Here is a 15,509-nt window from a genome sequence, read left to right as displayed (position 1 = left end):
GTGGGGCCAAACGGAGCTAGCTCTTTTTAGAGGACACAGTTACACGCGACCAGGGAAAATGCGGGTGCTTCGGTGCCAAACGGAGCTAGCTCCATATAGAGCACTCGGTTACACTCGACCAGGCGTTTTGCCACCGCGCCGATGCCAAGCGGAGCTAGCTCCATATAGTGCCTCCGTGCTCACGCGACCAGGGGGTTTGCTGATGGGGAAAGGCCCAAATGGTGCTAGCGCCTTTTACACGTTACGGGAGCAGTCACACACCGCAGCCAACCGTGAAAGATCCCGCATCAACCCCGACACCGCACCCCTGTTGTCCCAGGTCGCCAAAAACACCACGTAAAAGGATTCACGGATCTCTATTCATCCGCAGCAACAGCACAGCATACGTACCTTTTTCGGATCCTTAGATACACAAGCGCCCGGTTCCAATAGATAGAAAGGAACCGGGCGTGAGATAGAAAACGCGTTTACAAGGCAACTAGAGAGTTCTTAGCCGAAGCCACAAGCTCGGCATCCTTGCGCGCCTTCTCCAGGCGCTGCCACTGATCCTGGGGGATCTCGGCGCGGGCGCGGGAGATGACCTGGGTGTCCGGGGTGGCCCAGGCGATTGGCATCGGTGTGATGACTTGCCACGTGTTCTTGTCGCGGGAGGTGCGCTGTCCTCCTACGGCAACGACGGGGACCTTGGTGCCGACGGTGTCGTGGGTGTTCGGGATGCGCTTGACCACGCGGGAGGTAATCGCCCAGCGGGCCGGACCCTGCTCAGCGGCGTTCTTGTCCACCAGAGCGGTGAGTGTGAGGGTCGTGCCGGCGTTTTCAGTGATGATTGCGGGGGCGAGGGGGTGGGCGTCGTAAAGCGCTTGGGTCTTGCCCACCGACTTGGGCAAGAGAAGCGCCACGATGAGCATCATCACGCCGAAGAGGATCAAGCCCACGGATGCGAGGAGGCGCCACGGCGAGGTGGGGCTGATGAAGATCCACGAGGCGATGCCGCCTAACACGCAGAGGACGAAGATGGTGATGCCGGAGATCACCATGCTCTTTGTGTCTTGGAGTAGCTCGTTGTGCTGCTTGGCGTAGTCTTCATCAACCTCGAAATGAAACGTGTTCATGGCTGACAAGTCTATAGGTCGGCGGCGTCGACGAGTCGGTAGGCGTAACCCTGTTCGGCGAGGAAGCGCTGGCGGTGGACGGCGTATTCGGCGTCGAGCGTGTCGCGGGCGACGATGGTGTAGAAGACTGCCTCGGCCCCGTCGTGCTTCGGGCGCAGCAGGCGGCCTAAGCGCTGCGCCTCTTCCTGGCGGGAGCCGAAGGTGCCTGAGACCTGGATTGCCACGGCAGCTTCGGGCAGGTCGATAGAGAAGTTGGCCACCTTGGACACCACCAGCGTGGAGATTCGGCCCTCGCGAAATGCCTGGAAGGCCTCTTCCCGCTTTTTCGTGCTCGTCTTGCCGTGGATGAGCGGTGCACCGGTGTGTGCTGCGATCTCCTCGAGTTGGTCCACGTAGGCGCCGATGATGAGCGTCTGCTGGCCTGCGTGCTGTGCGAGCAGCGTCTCGACGGCCCGGAGTTTGCCGCGTGAGCAGGCGGCGAGCCGGTAGCGCTCTCGGGTCTCGGCGGTGGCGTAGGTGAGGCGTTCTTCCTCGCTCAGGGTGGTGCGGACCTCGACGCACTCGGCGGTGGCGATGTAGCCGGCCATCTCGAGTTCCTTCCACGGGGCGTCGTAACGCTTGGGGCCGATGAGCGAGAAGACGTCGTCCTCGCGGCCGTCCTCGCGTACAAGCGTCGCGGTCAGGCCCAGGCGGCGGCGCGACTGCAAGTCGGCGGCCATGCGGAAGACGGGGGCGGGCAGGAGGTGGACCTCGTCGTAGATGATCAGGCCCCAGTCGCGGGAGTCGAAAAGCTCGAGGGCGCGGTATTCGCCCTTCGTCTTGCGGGTGACGACTTGGTAGGTCGCGATGGTGACGGGACGGATCTCCTTCTTCTCACCGGAGTACTCGCCGATTTCGTTAGCGGTGAGCGTGGTGCGGCGCAGCAGCTCGTCGCGCCACTGGCGGCCGGCGACGGTGTTGGTCACCAGGATGAGCGTGGTCGTCTGCGCCTGCGCCATGGACGCCGCGCCCACGATCGTCTTGCCTGCGCCGCAGGGCAGCACCACCACACCGGAGCCGCCCTCCCAGAAGGACTCGGTGGCGTACTGCTGGTAGTCGCGGAGCTGCCAGCCGTCCTGGTCGAGCTGGATCGGGTGGTGCTCGCCGTCGACGTAACCGGCGAGGTCCTCGACGGGCCACCCGAGTTTGGTCAGTTCCTGTTTGATCTGGCCGCGGGCAGACGGGTGGACGGGGACGGAGGTGGCGTCGATAAGCGAGCCAATGAGTGGACGAATCTTTTTACTGCGGGTGACCTCAGTGAGCAGTGCGGCCTCATCCGCCTCCAGGATGAGGCCATGGGCGGGGTGTTGCACGAGCTTGAGGCGGCCGTAGCGGGCCATGGTTTCTGCGACGCTGATGAGCAGCGGCTGGGGGACGGGGAAGCGGGAGTAGCGCTCGAGCGTGTCGACGGCCTGCTCGGCGTCGAAGCCCGCGGCACGCGCGTTCCACAGCGCGAGCGGAGTGATGCGGTAGGTGTGGATGTGCTCGGGCGCGCGCTCGAGCTCCGCGAAGGGGGCAAGCGCGGCGCGGGCCTTCGGCGCGTCCGGGTGTGCAACCTCTAAAAGGACGGTGTTGTCCGATTGGACGATGAGGGGGCCGTCGCCGAGGGGCATGGGGCTCCTTTCTTTCCCAGAACTCGTGTGCTGGAAGTAGTCTAGCCCTAAAGTGGTACCTATGACTGCCACGATCTCCGCGCCCGATGCGCGCGTTACCGACACCCTCCACCGCGAACTTGGTACCGATTCGACCGTTCACACCTCGCTGGTGGACCGCATCAAGTACGCCCACGACGCCTCGCACTTCCTCTACACCCCGGATGCGGTGATCGAGGCGCGCAACGCGCATGACGTCGCCGCCGTTTTCCGCGCCGGCCGCGCCTCCGGCACGCCGGTGGTGCTGCGCTCAGGCGGGACCTCCCTGTCGGGTCAGGGCGGGGGCAGCGGCTTGCTTGTCGACGTACGCAAGCACTTCCGCGACGTCGAAGTCCTCGACCGCGGCAACCGTGTCCGGGTGCAGCCCGGTGCGACGGTGCGCTCCGTCAACGCGCGTCTGGCGCTGTACGGGAAGAAGTTGGGACCGGATCCGGCGTCGGAAAGCGCGGCGACGATGGGCGGCGTGATTGCGAATAACTCGGCCGGCATGGCCTGCGGTACCGAGTTCAACACCTACCAAACGCTGGAGTCGATGACCTTTGTGCTGCCGAGCGGCACGGTGATCAACACCGCGGACGCGGACGCGAACCAGCAGTTCAAGGCACAGGAGCCGGAGCTGTTTGAGACGCTGCTGCGGCTGCAGAAGCGCGTGCGGGAGAACCCGGAGTCGGTGGCGAAGATCGAGCGCCACTTCGCGCTGAAAAACACCATGGGCTACGGCGTCAACGCGTTCTTGGACTTTGATGAGCCGGTAAAGGTCTTCGAGCACCTGCTCATCGGCTCGGAGGGCACGCTGGCGTTCATCGCCGAGGCAGTGCTGCGCACCGTGCCGGTGCCGAAGGTGAAGACCACCTCGGTCGCGGTGTTCAAGAGCATCGACGCGGCGACCCGCAGCCTGCCAGACCTGTTTGCTTCCAAGGCTGCGACGCTGGAGCTGATGGACTCGCACTCGATCGAGGTCGGCCGCAGCTTCGCATCTGTTCCGGAGGAGATTACCGGCTTTGAGGTGGATGGCCAGGCTGCGCTGCTGATTGAATACCACGCGGATGACGAGGAGGAGCTCTACGCTCGCGAGCAGGCGGGCGCGGAGATCCTGCGGAGTCTGGACCTGCAGAATCCCGCGCAGTTCTCCACCGACGCCTCCGCGGCGGCAAAGGCCTGGGCTTTCCGCAAGGGGCTCTACGCCCAGGTGGCGGAGGCCCGCCCTTCCGGCACGACCGCGCTGCTGGAGGACGTGGTGGTGCCCGTCGGCGACCTGGCCGATACTTGCTCCGGTCTGCAGGACATGTTCGCGCAGTACGGGTATGACGACGCGGTGATTTTCGGTCACGCCAAGGACGGCAACATCCACTTCCTCATCACCGACCGCTTCGAGGGCGAGGAGAACCTCACCCGCTACAACGGCTTCAACGACGCGCTGGTGGATCTCATCCTCGGTGCCGACGGCAACCTGAAGGCGGAGCACGGCACGGGCCGCGTCATGGCGCCGTTCGTGCGCCGCCAGTACGGCGACGAGCTGTACGACGTGATGGTTGAGCTCAAGCGCGCCTGCGACCCGCACAACACGATGAATCCAGGCGTGATCATCACCGATGATCCAGAGGAGCACCTGCACAACATGAAGCTTTCCGCCACGGTTGAAGAAGCAATCGACAGTTGTGTGGAGTGCGGCTACTGCGAGCCGGTGTGCCCCTCGCGCGATCTCACCATGACGCCGCGCCAGCGCATCGTCGTGCGCCGCGCCCGCGCTCAGGCGCTTCTCGACGGCGATATGGACACCGTCCGCGAACTGGATAAAGCCTACGAGTACCAGGGCATCGACACTTGTGCGGCGGACTCGATGTGCGTGACCGCATGCCCGGTCGGGATTGACACCGGCAAGTTTGTAAAGTCGCTGCGCCGCGAAGAAGCAACCAAGGTGGAAAACGCGGGCTGGGCTGCAGCCGCGAAGGCGTGGGCACCCGCGAACAAGGTGGCGTCTGTCGCGCTCACCGGCGCGCACTACCTGCCCACCGGTTTGGTGCAGAAGGTCACCGACGTCGCGCGTGCGCTGGTGGGCGAGGACACGGTGCCGCAGTACCGCCCCGAGCTTTCGAAGGGTGGACGCACGCGCTCGAAGGCTTTCGGCGAGCGCGTCGGCAGCAAGTTCGCCGCCCCGGTCGGCGTATTCGTCCCGGCGTGCGTGAACTCCATGTTCGGCCCGCAGGCAGACGGAGTCGGTGCCTCCGAGGCGTTCGCGCGCCTGGTGGAGCGCGCCGGGCTGGCGCTGCTCGTGCCGGAGGGGATTGACTCGCTGTGCTGTGGCACCCCGTGGACGTCGAAAGGCATGACGCAGGGCCACGAGGTAATGGAGCAACGCGCCCAGGCGCTGCTCATGGAGGCTACCGACGGTGGCCGCCTCCCCGTCATCGTCGACGCCTCATCGTGTACCCAGGGTTTTGCGGAGATGGCGGAGAAAGTTGGCATCACGGTCATCGACGCGATCGCGTTCGTGGAAGCACACGTCCTGGACAAGCTGGCGGTGGACCGCAAGCTGGAGTCGGTGACGCTGCACCCCACGTGCTCCTCGACCCACCTGGGGATCTTCCCGCAGCTGGTCAAGGTGGCCGAGGCCGCGGTGGAGCAGGTCAACGTACCGAAGGACTGGAACTGCTGCGGGTATGCGGGCGACCGCGGCATGCTGCACCCGGAGCTCACGGCGTCGGCAACAAAGCGAGAAGCTGCGGAGGCCAAGCAGCTGGGTGCGAAGTACCACGCGTCGTCCAACCGCACCTGCGAGCTGGGGCTGACCAGCGCGACCGGCGAACCCTACCAGCACGTGCTTGAGCTGTTGGAGCAGGTGAGCCGCTAAGCCAGCTCAACCTCGGCAACGCGGGGGATGGGCAGGCGCACGACCGCATCCGTTGACTCGTTGAGGAGATCGGCTCGGCCCGCGCGGACCGAGAGCGGCAGCGCGGTGAGCGTTTGTTTCTCGCCTGCGCTGTCGAAGTAGGTGACGCGGACGTGCCTGCGGGCCCTTGCCGCGGCCTGGAGGGTCTCGGTGGGGGACTGGGCCGCAGTAGCGTTTGACGCGCCTTCTTCGTGTGCGAGGAGCCGGGCGACTAATTGCTCTGTGAGCTCTTCGCCCACGCGCTGCGTTTTGGGCAGCGCTGCAGGTGTCGGGCGGACGAGTGCGGGTTCGGGGGCGATGTCGAGCGTGGCGCCGTCTGCGTCTTCGGCGGCTGGCTGCAGGCCTGCCTCGCGCAGTGCTCTTAACAGTTTGGGCAGGGGCAGATCGGAGACGGCCACGGTTGGGGCGAGTACCTGCAGTGGAGTGTGCTGGGCGGCGGTGGCGATGAGTGCCGGGTCGGCGCTGCGGAGGTAGCTCATCGCGTGGCCGGCGCGGATGGCACCGTGGGTGCGCGCGACGTCGTCAAGCAAAAAGCTCAAAGATTGGGGCACCTCGCCCAGAGTGTGCGCCTCGAGCCAGGTCTTGAGCTCCTCGGCGGTGCGGCCGGCGTCGAAGGCGCGGCGCACCGAGGCGTCGCTGACGCGCCACACGCTGGCCAGGCCGGGGGACTCGAGCTCGGCGAAGGACTCGAGGACCGCTGCCATCGCAGGTGGCAGGGGGCCGGGCGCGAGGATGGTCAGGTCCGCCTGGGCGATGACGGTGTCGATCTCGGCGGGGACGAGCTCGCGGGTCGCGGCGGCGACGTCTTCGCGCTCAAGCAGGGCGAGCAGGGGCGTGGACGGGGTGGGCGCGAGCGCGCCGAAGGTGCGGGCCTCACCACAGAGGGCGGTGATGCGCTCTGGGCGCAGGCCCGCGGCGTCGAGTGGGGCGTAGAAGAGGAGCTGCTGCGGGTCGCCGCTGTGGCGGACCACCATCTCTTTAGCGCGGCGTAGGTCGGGTTCGCGGGATTCGGAATGCAGCAGTTTGGCGGTGTCGAGTCGCCAGGGGGAGGCGAGCCAGCCCGCGAGCAGGATCGCCCACTGGTCGGCGATCGTGGCGTCGCACCAGGAGAGCGCGTCCTTGGTGGCGGCGAGGCAGTCCTGCTCGTCGACCGGGCCGCAGCCGAGAAGGCCCGCAGCGTGGCCCACGGTGATGAGCAGTCGGGTGTCGAAGCCGAGGGCTTTCTCCAGCGTGGCGAGTGCGCGTACGCCCACGGAGCCGTCCTTGTTTAAGGCGACGGGGGAGCGCATGAGGAAAGTAAGTAGTTGGCGCATCTGGCGCACCGCTTCGAGCCCAGCGGCGGTGGCGTCGGCGTCGACCTTCGCCTGGTCCACTTCCTGTGCCGGGGGCGGGGTGAGCGGGTGCTCGCGCGGGGTGCGGCCACGGAGGGCCAAAAGTACCGGTTCGGGCAGGCGCACGGAGTGCTCGTTGTAACGCTCGATAAGGCCTGCGCTCAGAAGGCGCGCGGCTGGGGTTGTGGGATCCGCGTCCGGTGCCGCGGCCTTGGAGACTCCGATGCCGCCGCCCGCGGCCAGGGATTCGAGGACCTTGCGCTGGCGCTCGTCGAGGGCGGCGAGCTTCTCTTCCAGGCCAGCGGGAATGCGGTCGGCCACGCGCCAGGCTGGAGGCAGTGGGGCGACCGCGCCGGGGGCGACGCGTACGTCACCCTCGTTGCCCGCGGGGTAGACGAGCGCGGCGTCGGTGAGGGCGGTGATGTCTTCTGCGGGGGTGGCGGGGGTGAGTTCCGCGCCGGCGTCGACAAGCGATTGCAGCGCGGCGAGCTCTGCGGCGTTCAGCGTGCGCAGCGCCCGTGCGGTGGAGGCGGACTGCGTCAGCCTGGTGGCGAGCGACGCCAGCGAGGGCGGAGGCGGGAAGAACGCGTCTGGGCGCGCGGCGATGAGGCGGCGCAGGGAGTCGGGGGTGAGCTGTGCAAGTGCGTTGGCGAAGTCAGTCATGGTGCAAATTTGTAGTTTACGTGCGTTTTGTACGCGGACATGCAAGAATGAGTGGCATGGCTAAAGATGTACAGAAGATCGGCCGCGCAAACCCGGCGTGGCCCGAGCACACCCACGGTAATGGTCACCCTGTGACGGAGCTTTCTTCGAAGCTGGCGGGCGCTTCCAGCCCCTTCGGCGACGACCTGGTTCTGCCGATGCCGGCTGAGGAAACCGGCTACGTGCACACCACCACGCGCATCAACCGCTAAAAAGGGTTGCTCGTACCGCCTGCGGCGTGATTGCGCGCTGGCAGGCGGGTTTTGCATTCCTGAAAAAGTGCCTCCCCGGGTAAAGGGGAGGCACTTTTTCATGCGCGCAGTAAAAAGCGCCGCGACCACGCGTGGAACTCGCGTGCGCCGCGGCGCTGAAATACAGTCTTTGGTTTAGCGCAGTGCCTGTGCCTGCACCTGGGCGATGATGCCGTTGATGTTGCCGTTGAGGACAGCGTCGAACAGCGGCTGGTTTGCCTTGTAGAAGGCGTTGTAGTCGTGGCGGTTCGCGGCGTAGGTGGTGTGCACCTGTGCCGGGACGCCGATGCCGGCGTTGTTCAGGTTCGACACGATTTGCTTGTACAGCTGGTCCACGGCGAGCGTGGTGTCCTGCTGTGCGGCCGGGGCGGCCGCCTGTGCCGGGGCAGGCGCGGGTGCCGGAGCCGGGGCTGCCTGCGCAGCCTGCGCGTCGCGGTTGGTCGGCGCGGAGTTCAGGCCGAGGCTTGCGGAGCAGGCCGGCCATGCGCCCCAGCCCTGCTGTGCCAGGGTGCGCTCTGCCACGATGATCTGCTGCTCGCGGGTAGCCTGGTCGGCGGTCGGGGCGAACTCAGTGCCGCCGTATGCCTGCCAGGTGCCGTAGCTGAACTGCAGGCCGCCGTAGTAGCCGTTGCCGGTGTTGATGTGCCAGTCGCCGCCGGCCTCGCAGCCTGCGAGACGGTCCCAGTCGGAGTCCGGGGCGGCAGATGCGTGCGGGGCCAGCGCGCCGACGCCGGTGAGGGCAGCCGCTGCTGCGGTGCCCGCAAGGGCCTTCTTGGCCGGGGAAGTGGTCTGCTTGGAGTGGCGTCCCATGATCGAAAAATCCTCTCTCGGTACTGCCTTTGCAGTGCTGTCGGTTTATGTTGCGGGTCAGCCTAGCGGTTTATAACGATTGAGTCACGTTATGGGCACGGTTTGTGACCGTCCGGGGTGAGCTGTGGGGGAGCAACCGCTTAACGACGCTGGTCAGCGCGTTACAAAAAGATAACGTGATCTGCGTCACGTTCCGTGTGGCTGTGGCGGAGGGGAGGAGGGAAGGTACCATCACCTCTTTCGTTATTGTGAAGGTAATGCCCCGAGGTGGGCACGAGAAAAGTAAAGGAAGATGCAATATGCCTATTGGAAAGGTGAAGTGGTTCGACGCCGAGAAGGGCTTCGGCTTCGCATCCAACCCGGGTGAAGAGGACGTCTTCATCGGCAAGTCCGTCCTCCCCGACGGTGTAGAAGAGCTCGTCCCGGGCCAGCGCGTCGAATTCGACTTCGCGGCCGGCCGCAAAGGCCCGCAGGCGCTGCGCGTCAAGGTCCTCGATAGCCCGAAGCGCCGTCCGGTGCACCGTCGCAAGCCGGAGCAGCTGGGCAGCATGCTCGCCGACGTCATGACGATGATTGAGACGCAGGTGCAGCCGGCGCTCACGCAGGGCCGCTACCCGGAGCGCAAGGAGGCGCGCCAGGTCGCAGAAATTCTGCGCGCTGTCGCCCGCGAGCTTGATGCTTAACCGTTAAGTGCGACCGACCACGTGGCGAGGACGGGGATCTCTTCCCCGTCCTCGCCTTTATCTATCTCTAGGGCGGAGACCTCGGCGACGACCAGGCGCGCGCCAGAGTCGGTCACGGCGTCGATGGTGTGCTCGGTGGTCTCGTGGGATTGGAAGACGCGCTCGTCGTTGGCCGCGGGGTCGTCGTAAATAGCGAGCAGGCGCCACCCGGAGCTGGAGATCTCCTCCGGCACCGTAATAGTCAGCTCCTTCGCGTCGCCCGCGTCGATCGTCGGCGGGTCACCGCCGTCGCACTGCTCGTCTAACGGGCAGACGGTGTACGGCGCGAGCTCCTCTGTGGTCTCGCCCGCGGCCACTGCAACGCGGATGTCGCGCACCGGGGTCGAGGGGCTGGTGCGCTGCCACTCCAAGAAGGCGTAAATGCCTGCAACCAGCACGATCACCCCCACCGCAATGACGGCGATCTGCTTTCCCCATGAACTCGCACCCGGTTTAGCCATAGTGGTTAGTGTAAACCAGCGCCGCTACTCGGCGGGCTCGAAGGTGACGCGGTACATGTCCGGCCAGCGCTTGCCGGTGAGGAGGAACTCGTCGGTCTCTGGGAGGTGCGCGATGCCGTTGAGAACGTTGTTGGGATCGTCTTCGGCGTTGTTGGGGAGCGCGGAGGCGTCGATAAGCGCGGTGACCTCGCCCGTGGCGGCGTCGATGCGCACGATATCGGTGGTGGTAAAGACGTTGGCGTAGACCGCATCACCCACGCACTCCAACTCGTTGAGCCCCGCCACCGGCGCGCCGTCGGCGGTGACGGTAAAGCGCTCGCGCTCCGCAAAGGTCTCCGGGTCGAGGCGACGCAGCTCGGCCGAGCCGTCGGAGAAGATCAGCTCGTCTTGGCGCGCGCACAGCCCCCAGCCCTCGCCGTCGTAGGTGGCGCGGTCAGTCTCTTCCAGCGTGTCCGCGTCTCGCCGCATTGCGACGCCGTCCTGCCAGGTCAGCTGCCACACACTGTCGCCGACCTGGGTGATGCCCTCGCCGAAGAACTGCGGATCCAAGTCCACGGAGGCCAGCTCGGCATCGGCGTTCTCAAGCGTGCGTCGATACAGACGCGACTGCCCCTCCTGTCCGGTGCCCACCAGCAGCGTGCCGTCCGGGGCCACCTCGAGCCCCTGGGTAAAGCTGTCGGCGTCGAAGGGATAGCGCTCCTGCACCACGGCGCGCAGCTTCTCGACGCCACCTGCCGACGCCCCCGGCTCGACACTCTCGCAGCCGCCAAGCGCGAGGGCGCAGACCGCAAGCGCGCCGGTGGCAGAAACGGGGAAAGAGAACTGATGCATGGCACCCATGATGCACCACCGTCGCACCATCGTGAGACTCTCGCGCATAATGGGGGCGTGTCTCAATCCAGAAAACGATCCCGCAACCGGTCCAAGAAGCGTTCCCCACTGCTGAGCGATGTCGCCATCGCCACGGCGCGCGCCGCGCTCGAGGAGATCGCCGCGCCCGATGAGATCGGGGAGCACATCGGCGTCGGAGGACTGAGCCAAAACGTGGCCACCCACCGCTTCGAAGCCAGCGTCCCCGGCTACGACGGCTGGGAGTGGAACGCCGTGATCGCCTGCGCCACCGGCTCGACCTGGGTGACCGTCAACGAGGTCGCGCTGATGCCCGCGGCCGGCGCACTCGAAGCCCCCGATTGGGTGCCCTACTCGGAGCGGCTGCGCCCCGGCGATCTTGGCCCCGGCGACATCCTCGAGCCCGCCCCGGATGACAACCGCATCACCGCAGACTCCTTCTCCCGCCACGCCATCGTCTTCCCGGGCCGCGAGACCAAGCACTACCTCACCGAGCAGGGCCTGTCGGAAGCAGAGAAGCGCTGGCGCACCGGCGAGTTCGGGCCCAACAGCGAGTTCGCCGAAAAGGCGACCCTGCACTGCCGCACCTGTGCCTTCTACGTGCCTATGGGGGAGCCGATCGGCGAAAACTTCGGCGTGTGCACCAACGAGTACTCCGCCGACGGGCGCGTGGTGGCCTCCTCCTACGGCTGCGGCGCGCACGCCGACACCACCGTGGATCTGATCTAAACCGGCACTCTAAACGGCCACAGCGCGCTGTTCACGCAGCTCGTTGACCTCGCGGTGCGTGGGCAGACGCCCGCGCTCTACCCACTGCCGCGCCGGGCGGGAGGTGCCGTACTCCAACCAGGTGGTGACAAGGCGGGCCCCGTAGACTGGGTCGATGACCCAGACCTCGCTTTTCAGCAGGTCCGAGCGGATGAAGCCGCCCGGCAGGTGGGCGAGCTCCACGCCCTGCCCAGCGAGGATTTCCACCACGCCGTCCAGTGCGATTGACGCGGAGGTGCGCTCGTGGCTGGAAATGTAGGCGCGGCCGTGCTGGAGCATCACAAGTGGGGCCATGATGGCAGAGACGACCCTCCCCGTGGCGTCGACAAGCAGGCCCTCATGCGCCGGGGTTTGCGCCAACGCGAAACGCTGCCACCCCAAGTCCGGCCCGGAGTAGGCGGGCACCGTGCGCTCGTCGCGGACGGGGCGCGCCGCTACCGTGATCTCTGCCGGGGCGGGCGGCAGCGGGCGCAGCTCGAGCGAGGCGGTGCCGCCGTGGACTTCCAGCACCGCGCGGCGGGTGCCTGCGACCATGCTCAGGCGCACCCGCAGTCGGTTGAGCTCCGCCGAGGACACCCCCAACTCGCGGGCGGCGGCGGCGTAACGCTCGGCGTCAATGACGCGGCCCTCTTCCACGACAAAGCTGAAAGCGTGCATGAGGTTCCTTTCGGCGCAACGACGTCAACGGACGTATTTGTACAAACTGGCAGTGAAGTGACAGGCTATGACACGTAAAATGGCAGCGGCACTGGGCTGCGCCACCGCATAATTCAATCACCCGGAAAAGGGATAGAGGAGAAGAACTGACGTGAGTACCGTCACCTCTAATGCCGCGCCACAAGGCGGGCTTGACCGATTCTTTCATATCAGCGAGCGGGGCTCCACCGTTGGCACGGAGATCCGCGGCGGAGTGGTCACCTTCTTCGCCATGGCTTACATCGTCCTGCTTAACCCGCTGATTCTGGGCACGAGCCCGGACCGCGAAGGCGTGGTGCTGGGCATCCCGCAGGTCGCGGCCGTAACCGCGCTGGCTGCGGGCGTGATGAGCATCCTCTTCGGCGTGGTGGCCAAGTATCCCTTCGGCATCGCTACCGGCCTGGGGTTGAACACGCTCGTGGCCGTTACGCTCGTCGGCCAGCAGGGCCTGACCTGGCCGGAGGCCATGGGGCTCGTGGTGATCGACGGCATCATCATCGTCCTGCTCGCCATCTCCGGGTTCCGTACCGCGGTGTTTAACGCTATTCCGGACTCGATGAAGGTGGCCATGAGCGTGGGCATCGGTATGTTCATCGCCATGATCGGCCTGGTGGACGCAGGTTTCGTCCGCCGCGTGCCGGACGAGGCGATGACCACGGTGCCGGTGCAGCTCGGCTTCGGCGGCTCGATCGCGTCCTGGCCCACCTTCGTCTTCATCGTTGGTCTGCTCATCTGCGGCTTCCTGGTGGCCCGCAACATCCCCGGCGGTCTGTTCATCGGCATCGTGGTCACCACGATCATCTCGCTGATCGTCGAGCACTTCGCCGGTGCCGGTTCTTCCGCGGACGACCCGCACGGCTGGTCTTTGGCTGTGCCGGAGCTGCCGGACTCCTTTGGCGGTGTGCCGGATCTGTCCCTGGTGGGCAACGTGGATCTTGTCGGCGCGTTCATCCACCTCGGCGTGGTTGCCGCCTCCCTGCTGGTCTTTACCCTGGTGCTGGCGAACTTCTTTGACGCCATGGGCACCATGACCGCACTCGGCCGCCAGGCCGAGGTCACCGACGAGCACGGTAACCTGCCGGACATGAAGCGCGCCCTGGTCGTCGAAGGCTTCGGCGCGGTCGTCGGCGGCGCGGCGTCGTCTTCCTCGAACACGGTGTTCGTCGACTCCTCGGCTGGCATTGCCGACGGCGCGCGCACCGGCCTGGCCAACGTGGTCACCGGCATCCTGTTCCTCATCGCCATGTTCTTCACCCCGCTCTACGAGATGGTGCCCATCGAGGCCGCGGCCCCCGTGCTGGTTGTCGTGGGTGCGCTCATGATGATGCAGGTGGGCAACATCGAGTGGTCGCGTTTCGACGTCGCGTTCCCGGCCTTCCTCACCATTGTGGTCATGCCGCTGACCTACTCCATTGCTAACGGCATCGGCGTCGGCTTCATCGCGTTCACCGCCATGGCACTGTTTACCGGCAAGACGAAGCACATCCACTGGATCATGTGGCTGATCTCCCTGCTGTTTGTGGTCTACTTTGCGCAGGGCCCGATCCTGGCGGCGCTGAGCTAAATGCGCACGCGTATCGAGGATCCCCAGGACCCGCGCTTAGACGACATCCGCGACCTGAAGCACTCGGATAAGGAGAAGGGCCTGGTCTTTGCCGAGGGCCCGCTCGTGGCTGGCAGGCTCGTGGAGTCGCGCTTCCCGGTCCGGGCCGTCTACGGCTTCGGTGGCAGGCTGGAGTCCTTCCTCGAAGAGTACGGCGAAGAGCTGTCCCGCCGCGGCGTCCCGGTCTACGAGATCACCCGCCAGCTGATGGGCGAGGTCGCCGGCTACGACATGCACCGCGGCCTGCTCGCTTCTGCAGACAAGGCTCCGGAGCGCAGCGTCGCCGAGGTGATCGACGGCGCGCGCACCCTGGTCATCCTCGAGGGCGTGGGCGACCACGAGAACATTGGCTCCATCTTCAGAAACGCCGCGGGCATGGGCGTCGACGGCGTGCTCTTTGGCGCTGCGACCGCTGACCCGCTGTACCGGCGCAGCGTGCGCGTGTCCATGGGGCACGTGCTGCGCACCCCGTTCGCGCACCTAGACGGCACCACGACCACGTGGCAGCGCTCCCTCGACGAGCTGAAAGACGCCGGCTGGTGGTTGGTTTCGCTCACCCCGGCCGACGACGCAGTGCTGCTGCACGAGGCCGTGGCAGGGCATGACAAGATCGCCTTCCTCGTTGGTGGGGAGGGCCCGGGGCTCACGCGGCACGCGATGGCGGCGACGCACGTGCGGGCGAAAATCCCCATGGCACCGGGCACCGACTCGCTCAACGTAGCGACTTCGGCCGCGATCGCCTTCTACGAGGCGCAGCGCTAGCGGTCCGAGTGCCGGATCTTCTCGCGCACCGTGGCAGCGAGGCTGCGCACACGGCGCGCGACGCCCCGCCCGACGCGCTTGGTCGCGGCGATGGAGGCGTCGGCAAGATCGGCGAACTCGTGGCCGCCCTCGTCCGGGTCCGGCAACTCGTAGTCGTCGTAGTCCTTCTCCGAATCAGCAAAGCGCGCGGCGACCTCGTTGACGGTCTTCGTCCGTGGCTTCTGCGTGTGGATCTTCGGCTCTGGGCGGCCGTCGATGGCGTAGCCGACCACGTGCACATCCGGGCCCTGCGGGTTCACCGGCACGCCCAGCCAGGACTCCTGCGCAGCTATGGCCAGATCCGCCGGCTCGAAGGGCAGTGAGATGCCGCCGAGCTGCTCGGCCTTCTCGCCAGCCCAGTAGGGGGCCTCGAAGGGATCGGGCAGGCCGATGTCCTCCAGCACCACCTCGCGCGTGGCCGTGAGCGCCCGGCGCACCGTGGTGCCCTGGTAGTGGGCAAATCCTGCGAAGTCCGAGTCGGTGCCGTGGGCGAAGATGTAGGTATCGGTCGCGGGGAGCGCCTCGCGCAGATACTCGGTGACCTCAGAGATCTTGTCCATCTTCTCCACGAAGGTCTGTACCACGGCGACGCCGGGGTAGCCGGCGATGTAGAACTCGTCGGCACCCGGGGTAGACGAGCGGTTGAGCGGGAACTCGCCGATCGGCGTGATCGGCCACGCTGGATTGATCTGCGCGAGCAGCTTGCGGCCGAAGCCGCGGTCGGCCTTCGGCTCGGAATTGAGCACGCCTGCGGGGTCCGGCGTGCTGACAAACCACATGGTCACGATGGCGGGGTAGGACATAGGGAGCATTCCTTCCGGC

14 protein-coding genes are annotated in these 15,509 nt (G+C 66.3%); 6 read left to right on the top strand and 8 right to left on the bottom strand.

Annotation, left to right across the window (positions count from 1 at the left end; all coding sequences use genetic code 11):
- Nucleotides 1–467 precede the first annotated feature (467 nt).
- Nucleotides 468–1,112: a DUF3239 domain-containing protein gene (locus HMPREF2990_RS11860; protein ID WP_070764802.1), complete on the bottom strand. Its 645-nt coding sequence runs from the start codon at nt 1,110–1,112 to the stop codon at nt 468–470.
- Nucleotides 1,113–1,123: 11 nt separating this feature from the next.
- Complete coding sequence (locus HMPREF2990_RS11855) at nt 1,124–2,764, bottom strand: DNA repair helicase XPB (protein WP_070764801.1); 1,641 nt, start codon at nt 2,762–2,764, stop codon at nt 1,124–1,126.
- 61 nt (nt 2,765–2,825) lie between these two features.
- Here HMPREF2990_RS11855 and HMPREF2990_RS11850 point away from each other — a divergent pair, with 61 nt between their 5' ends.
- Nucleotides 2,826–5,654, top strand: a complete 2,829-nt coding sequence (locus HMPREF2990_RS11850) for an FAD-binding and (Fe-S)-binding domain-containing protein (RefSeq protein ID WP_070764800.1) — start codon at nt 2,826–2,828, stop codon at nt 5,652–5,654.
- On the opposite strand, the gene HMPREF2990_RS11845 is transcribed toward HMPREF2990_RS11850, so the two are convergent.
- Entirely contained in the window at nt 5,651–7,687 is a 2,037-nt protein-coding gene (locus tag HMPREF2990_RS11845) for a helicase-associated domain-containing protein (RefSeq protein ID WP_070764799.1), read from the bottom strand. The genes HMPREF2990_RS11850 and HMPREF2990_RS11845 overlap by 4 nt on opposite strands.
- A 56-nt stretch (nt 7,688–7,743) precedes the next feature.
- On the opposite strand from HMPREF2990_RS11845, the gene HMPREF2990_RS11840 reads away from it, so the two are divergent.
- Nucleotides 7,744–7,938 carry a hypothetical protein gene (locus HMPREF2990_RS11840; protein ID WP_038589042.1) on the top strand — a complete coding sequence of 65 codons (195 nt, stop codon included), beginning with the start codon at nt 7,744–7,746 and terminating at the stop codon, nt 7,936–7,938.
- Between the two features lie 174 nt (nt 7,939–8,112).
- Here HMPREF2990_RS11840 and HMPREF2990_RS11835 read toward each other — a convergent pair whose 3' ends face one another.
- On the bottom strand, nt 8,113–8,787 hold the full coding sequence (locus tag HMPREF2990_RS11835; RefSeq protein ID WP_070764797.1) for a resuscitation-promoting factor Rpf1 domain-containing protein: 675 nt from the start codon (nt 8,785–8,787) through the stop codon (nt 8,113–8,115).
- A gap of 299 nt (nt 8,788–9,086) precedes the next feature.
- On the opposite strand from HMPREF2990_RS11835, the gene HMPREF2990_RS11830 reads away from it, so the two are divergent.
- Nucleotides 9,087–9,470, top strand: coding sequence for a cold-shock protein (locus HMPREF2990_RS11830; protein ID WP_070764796.1), 384 nt, complete (start codon nt 9,087–9,089; stop codon nt 9,468–9,470).
- Here the strand turns inward: HMPREF2990_RS11830 and HMPREF2990_RS11825 are convergent.
- Nucleotides 9,467–9,970, bottom strand: a complete 504-nt coding sequence (locus tag HMPREF2990_RS11825; protein WP_070764795.1) for a DUF2771 domain-containing protein — start codon at nt 9,968–9,970, stop codon at nt 9,467–9,469. The two genes, HMPREF2990_RS11830 and HMPREF2990_RS11825, sit on opposite strands and share 4 nt — an antisense overlap.
- A gap of 24 nt (nt 9,971–9,994) precedes the next feature.
- Nucleotides 9,995–10,801 carry a glutaminyl-peptide cyclotransferase gene (locus HMPREF2990_RS11820; RefSeq protein WP_070764816.1) on the bottom strand — a complete coding sequence of 269 codons (807 nt, stop codon included), beginning with the start codon at nt 10,799–10,801 and terminating at the stop codon, nt 9,995–9,997.
- 57 nt (nt 10,802–10,858) lie between these two features.
- Between HMPREF2990_RS11820 and HMPREF2990_RS11815 the strand changes: the two genes are divergently transcribed.
- A complete protein-coding gene (locus HMPREF2990_RS11815) occupies nt 10,859–11,548 on the top strand; it encodes a DUF3027 domain-containing protein (RefSeq protein WP_070764794.1) in 690 nt (229 codons plus the stop codon).
- A 9-nt stretch (nt 11,549–11,557) separates the two neighbouring features.
- On the opposite strand, the gene HMPREF2990_RS11810 is transcribed toward HMPREF2990_RS11815, so the two are convergent.
- Nucleotides 11,558–12,244, bottom strand: a complete 687-nt coding sequence (locus tag HMPREF2990_RS11810) for a hypothetical protein (RefSeq protein ID WP_070764793.1) — start codon at nt 12,242–12,244, stop codon at nt 11,558–11,560.
- A gap of 151 nt (nt 12,245–12,395) precedes the next feature.
- Here HMPREF2990_RS11810 and HMPREF2990_RS11805 point away from each other — a divergent pair, with 151 nt between their 5' ends.
- Together HMPREF2990_RS11805 and HMPREF2990_RS11800 are read left to right on the top strand one after the other, a co-directional pair.
- The gene (locus HMPREF2990_RS11805) at nt 12,396–13,847 is read left to right on the top strand and encodes an NCS2 family permease (RefSeq protein ID WP_070764792.1); all 1,452 of its coding nucleotides are present in this window, start codon (nt 12,396–12,398) and stop codon (nt 13,845–13,847) included.
- Nucleotides 13,848–14,648, top strand: coding sequence for a TrmH family RNA methyltransferase (locus HMPREF2990_RS11800; RefSeq protein WP_070764791.1), 801 nt, complete (start codon nt 13,848–13,850; stop codon nt 14,646–14,648).
- Here the strand turns inward: HMPREF2990_RS11800 and HMPREF2990_RS11795 are convergent.
- Nucleotides 14,645–15,490: a DUF6928 family protein gene (locus tag HMPREF2990_RS11795; RefSeq protein ID WP_070764790.1), complete on the bottom strand. Its 846-nt coding sequence runs from the start codon at nt 15,488–15,490 to the stop codon at nt 14,645–14,647. The two genes, HMPREF2990_RS11800 and HMPREF2990_RS11795, sit on opposite strands and share 4 nt — an antisense overlap.
- Nucleotides 15,491–15,509 lie beyond the last annotated feature (19 nt).

It is taken from the genome of Corynebacterium sp. HMSC071B10 (assembly GCF_001814825.1).
In the GTDB taxonomy this organism is placed as follows: domain Bacteria; phylum Actinomycetota; class Actinomycetes; order Mycobacteriales; family Mycobacteriaceae; genus Corynebacterium.
Note: the sequence above shows the minus strand (reverse complement) of the source record. Positions and strands in the feature narration are given on the sequence as shown.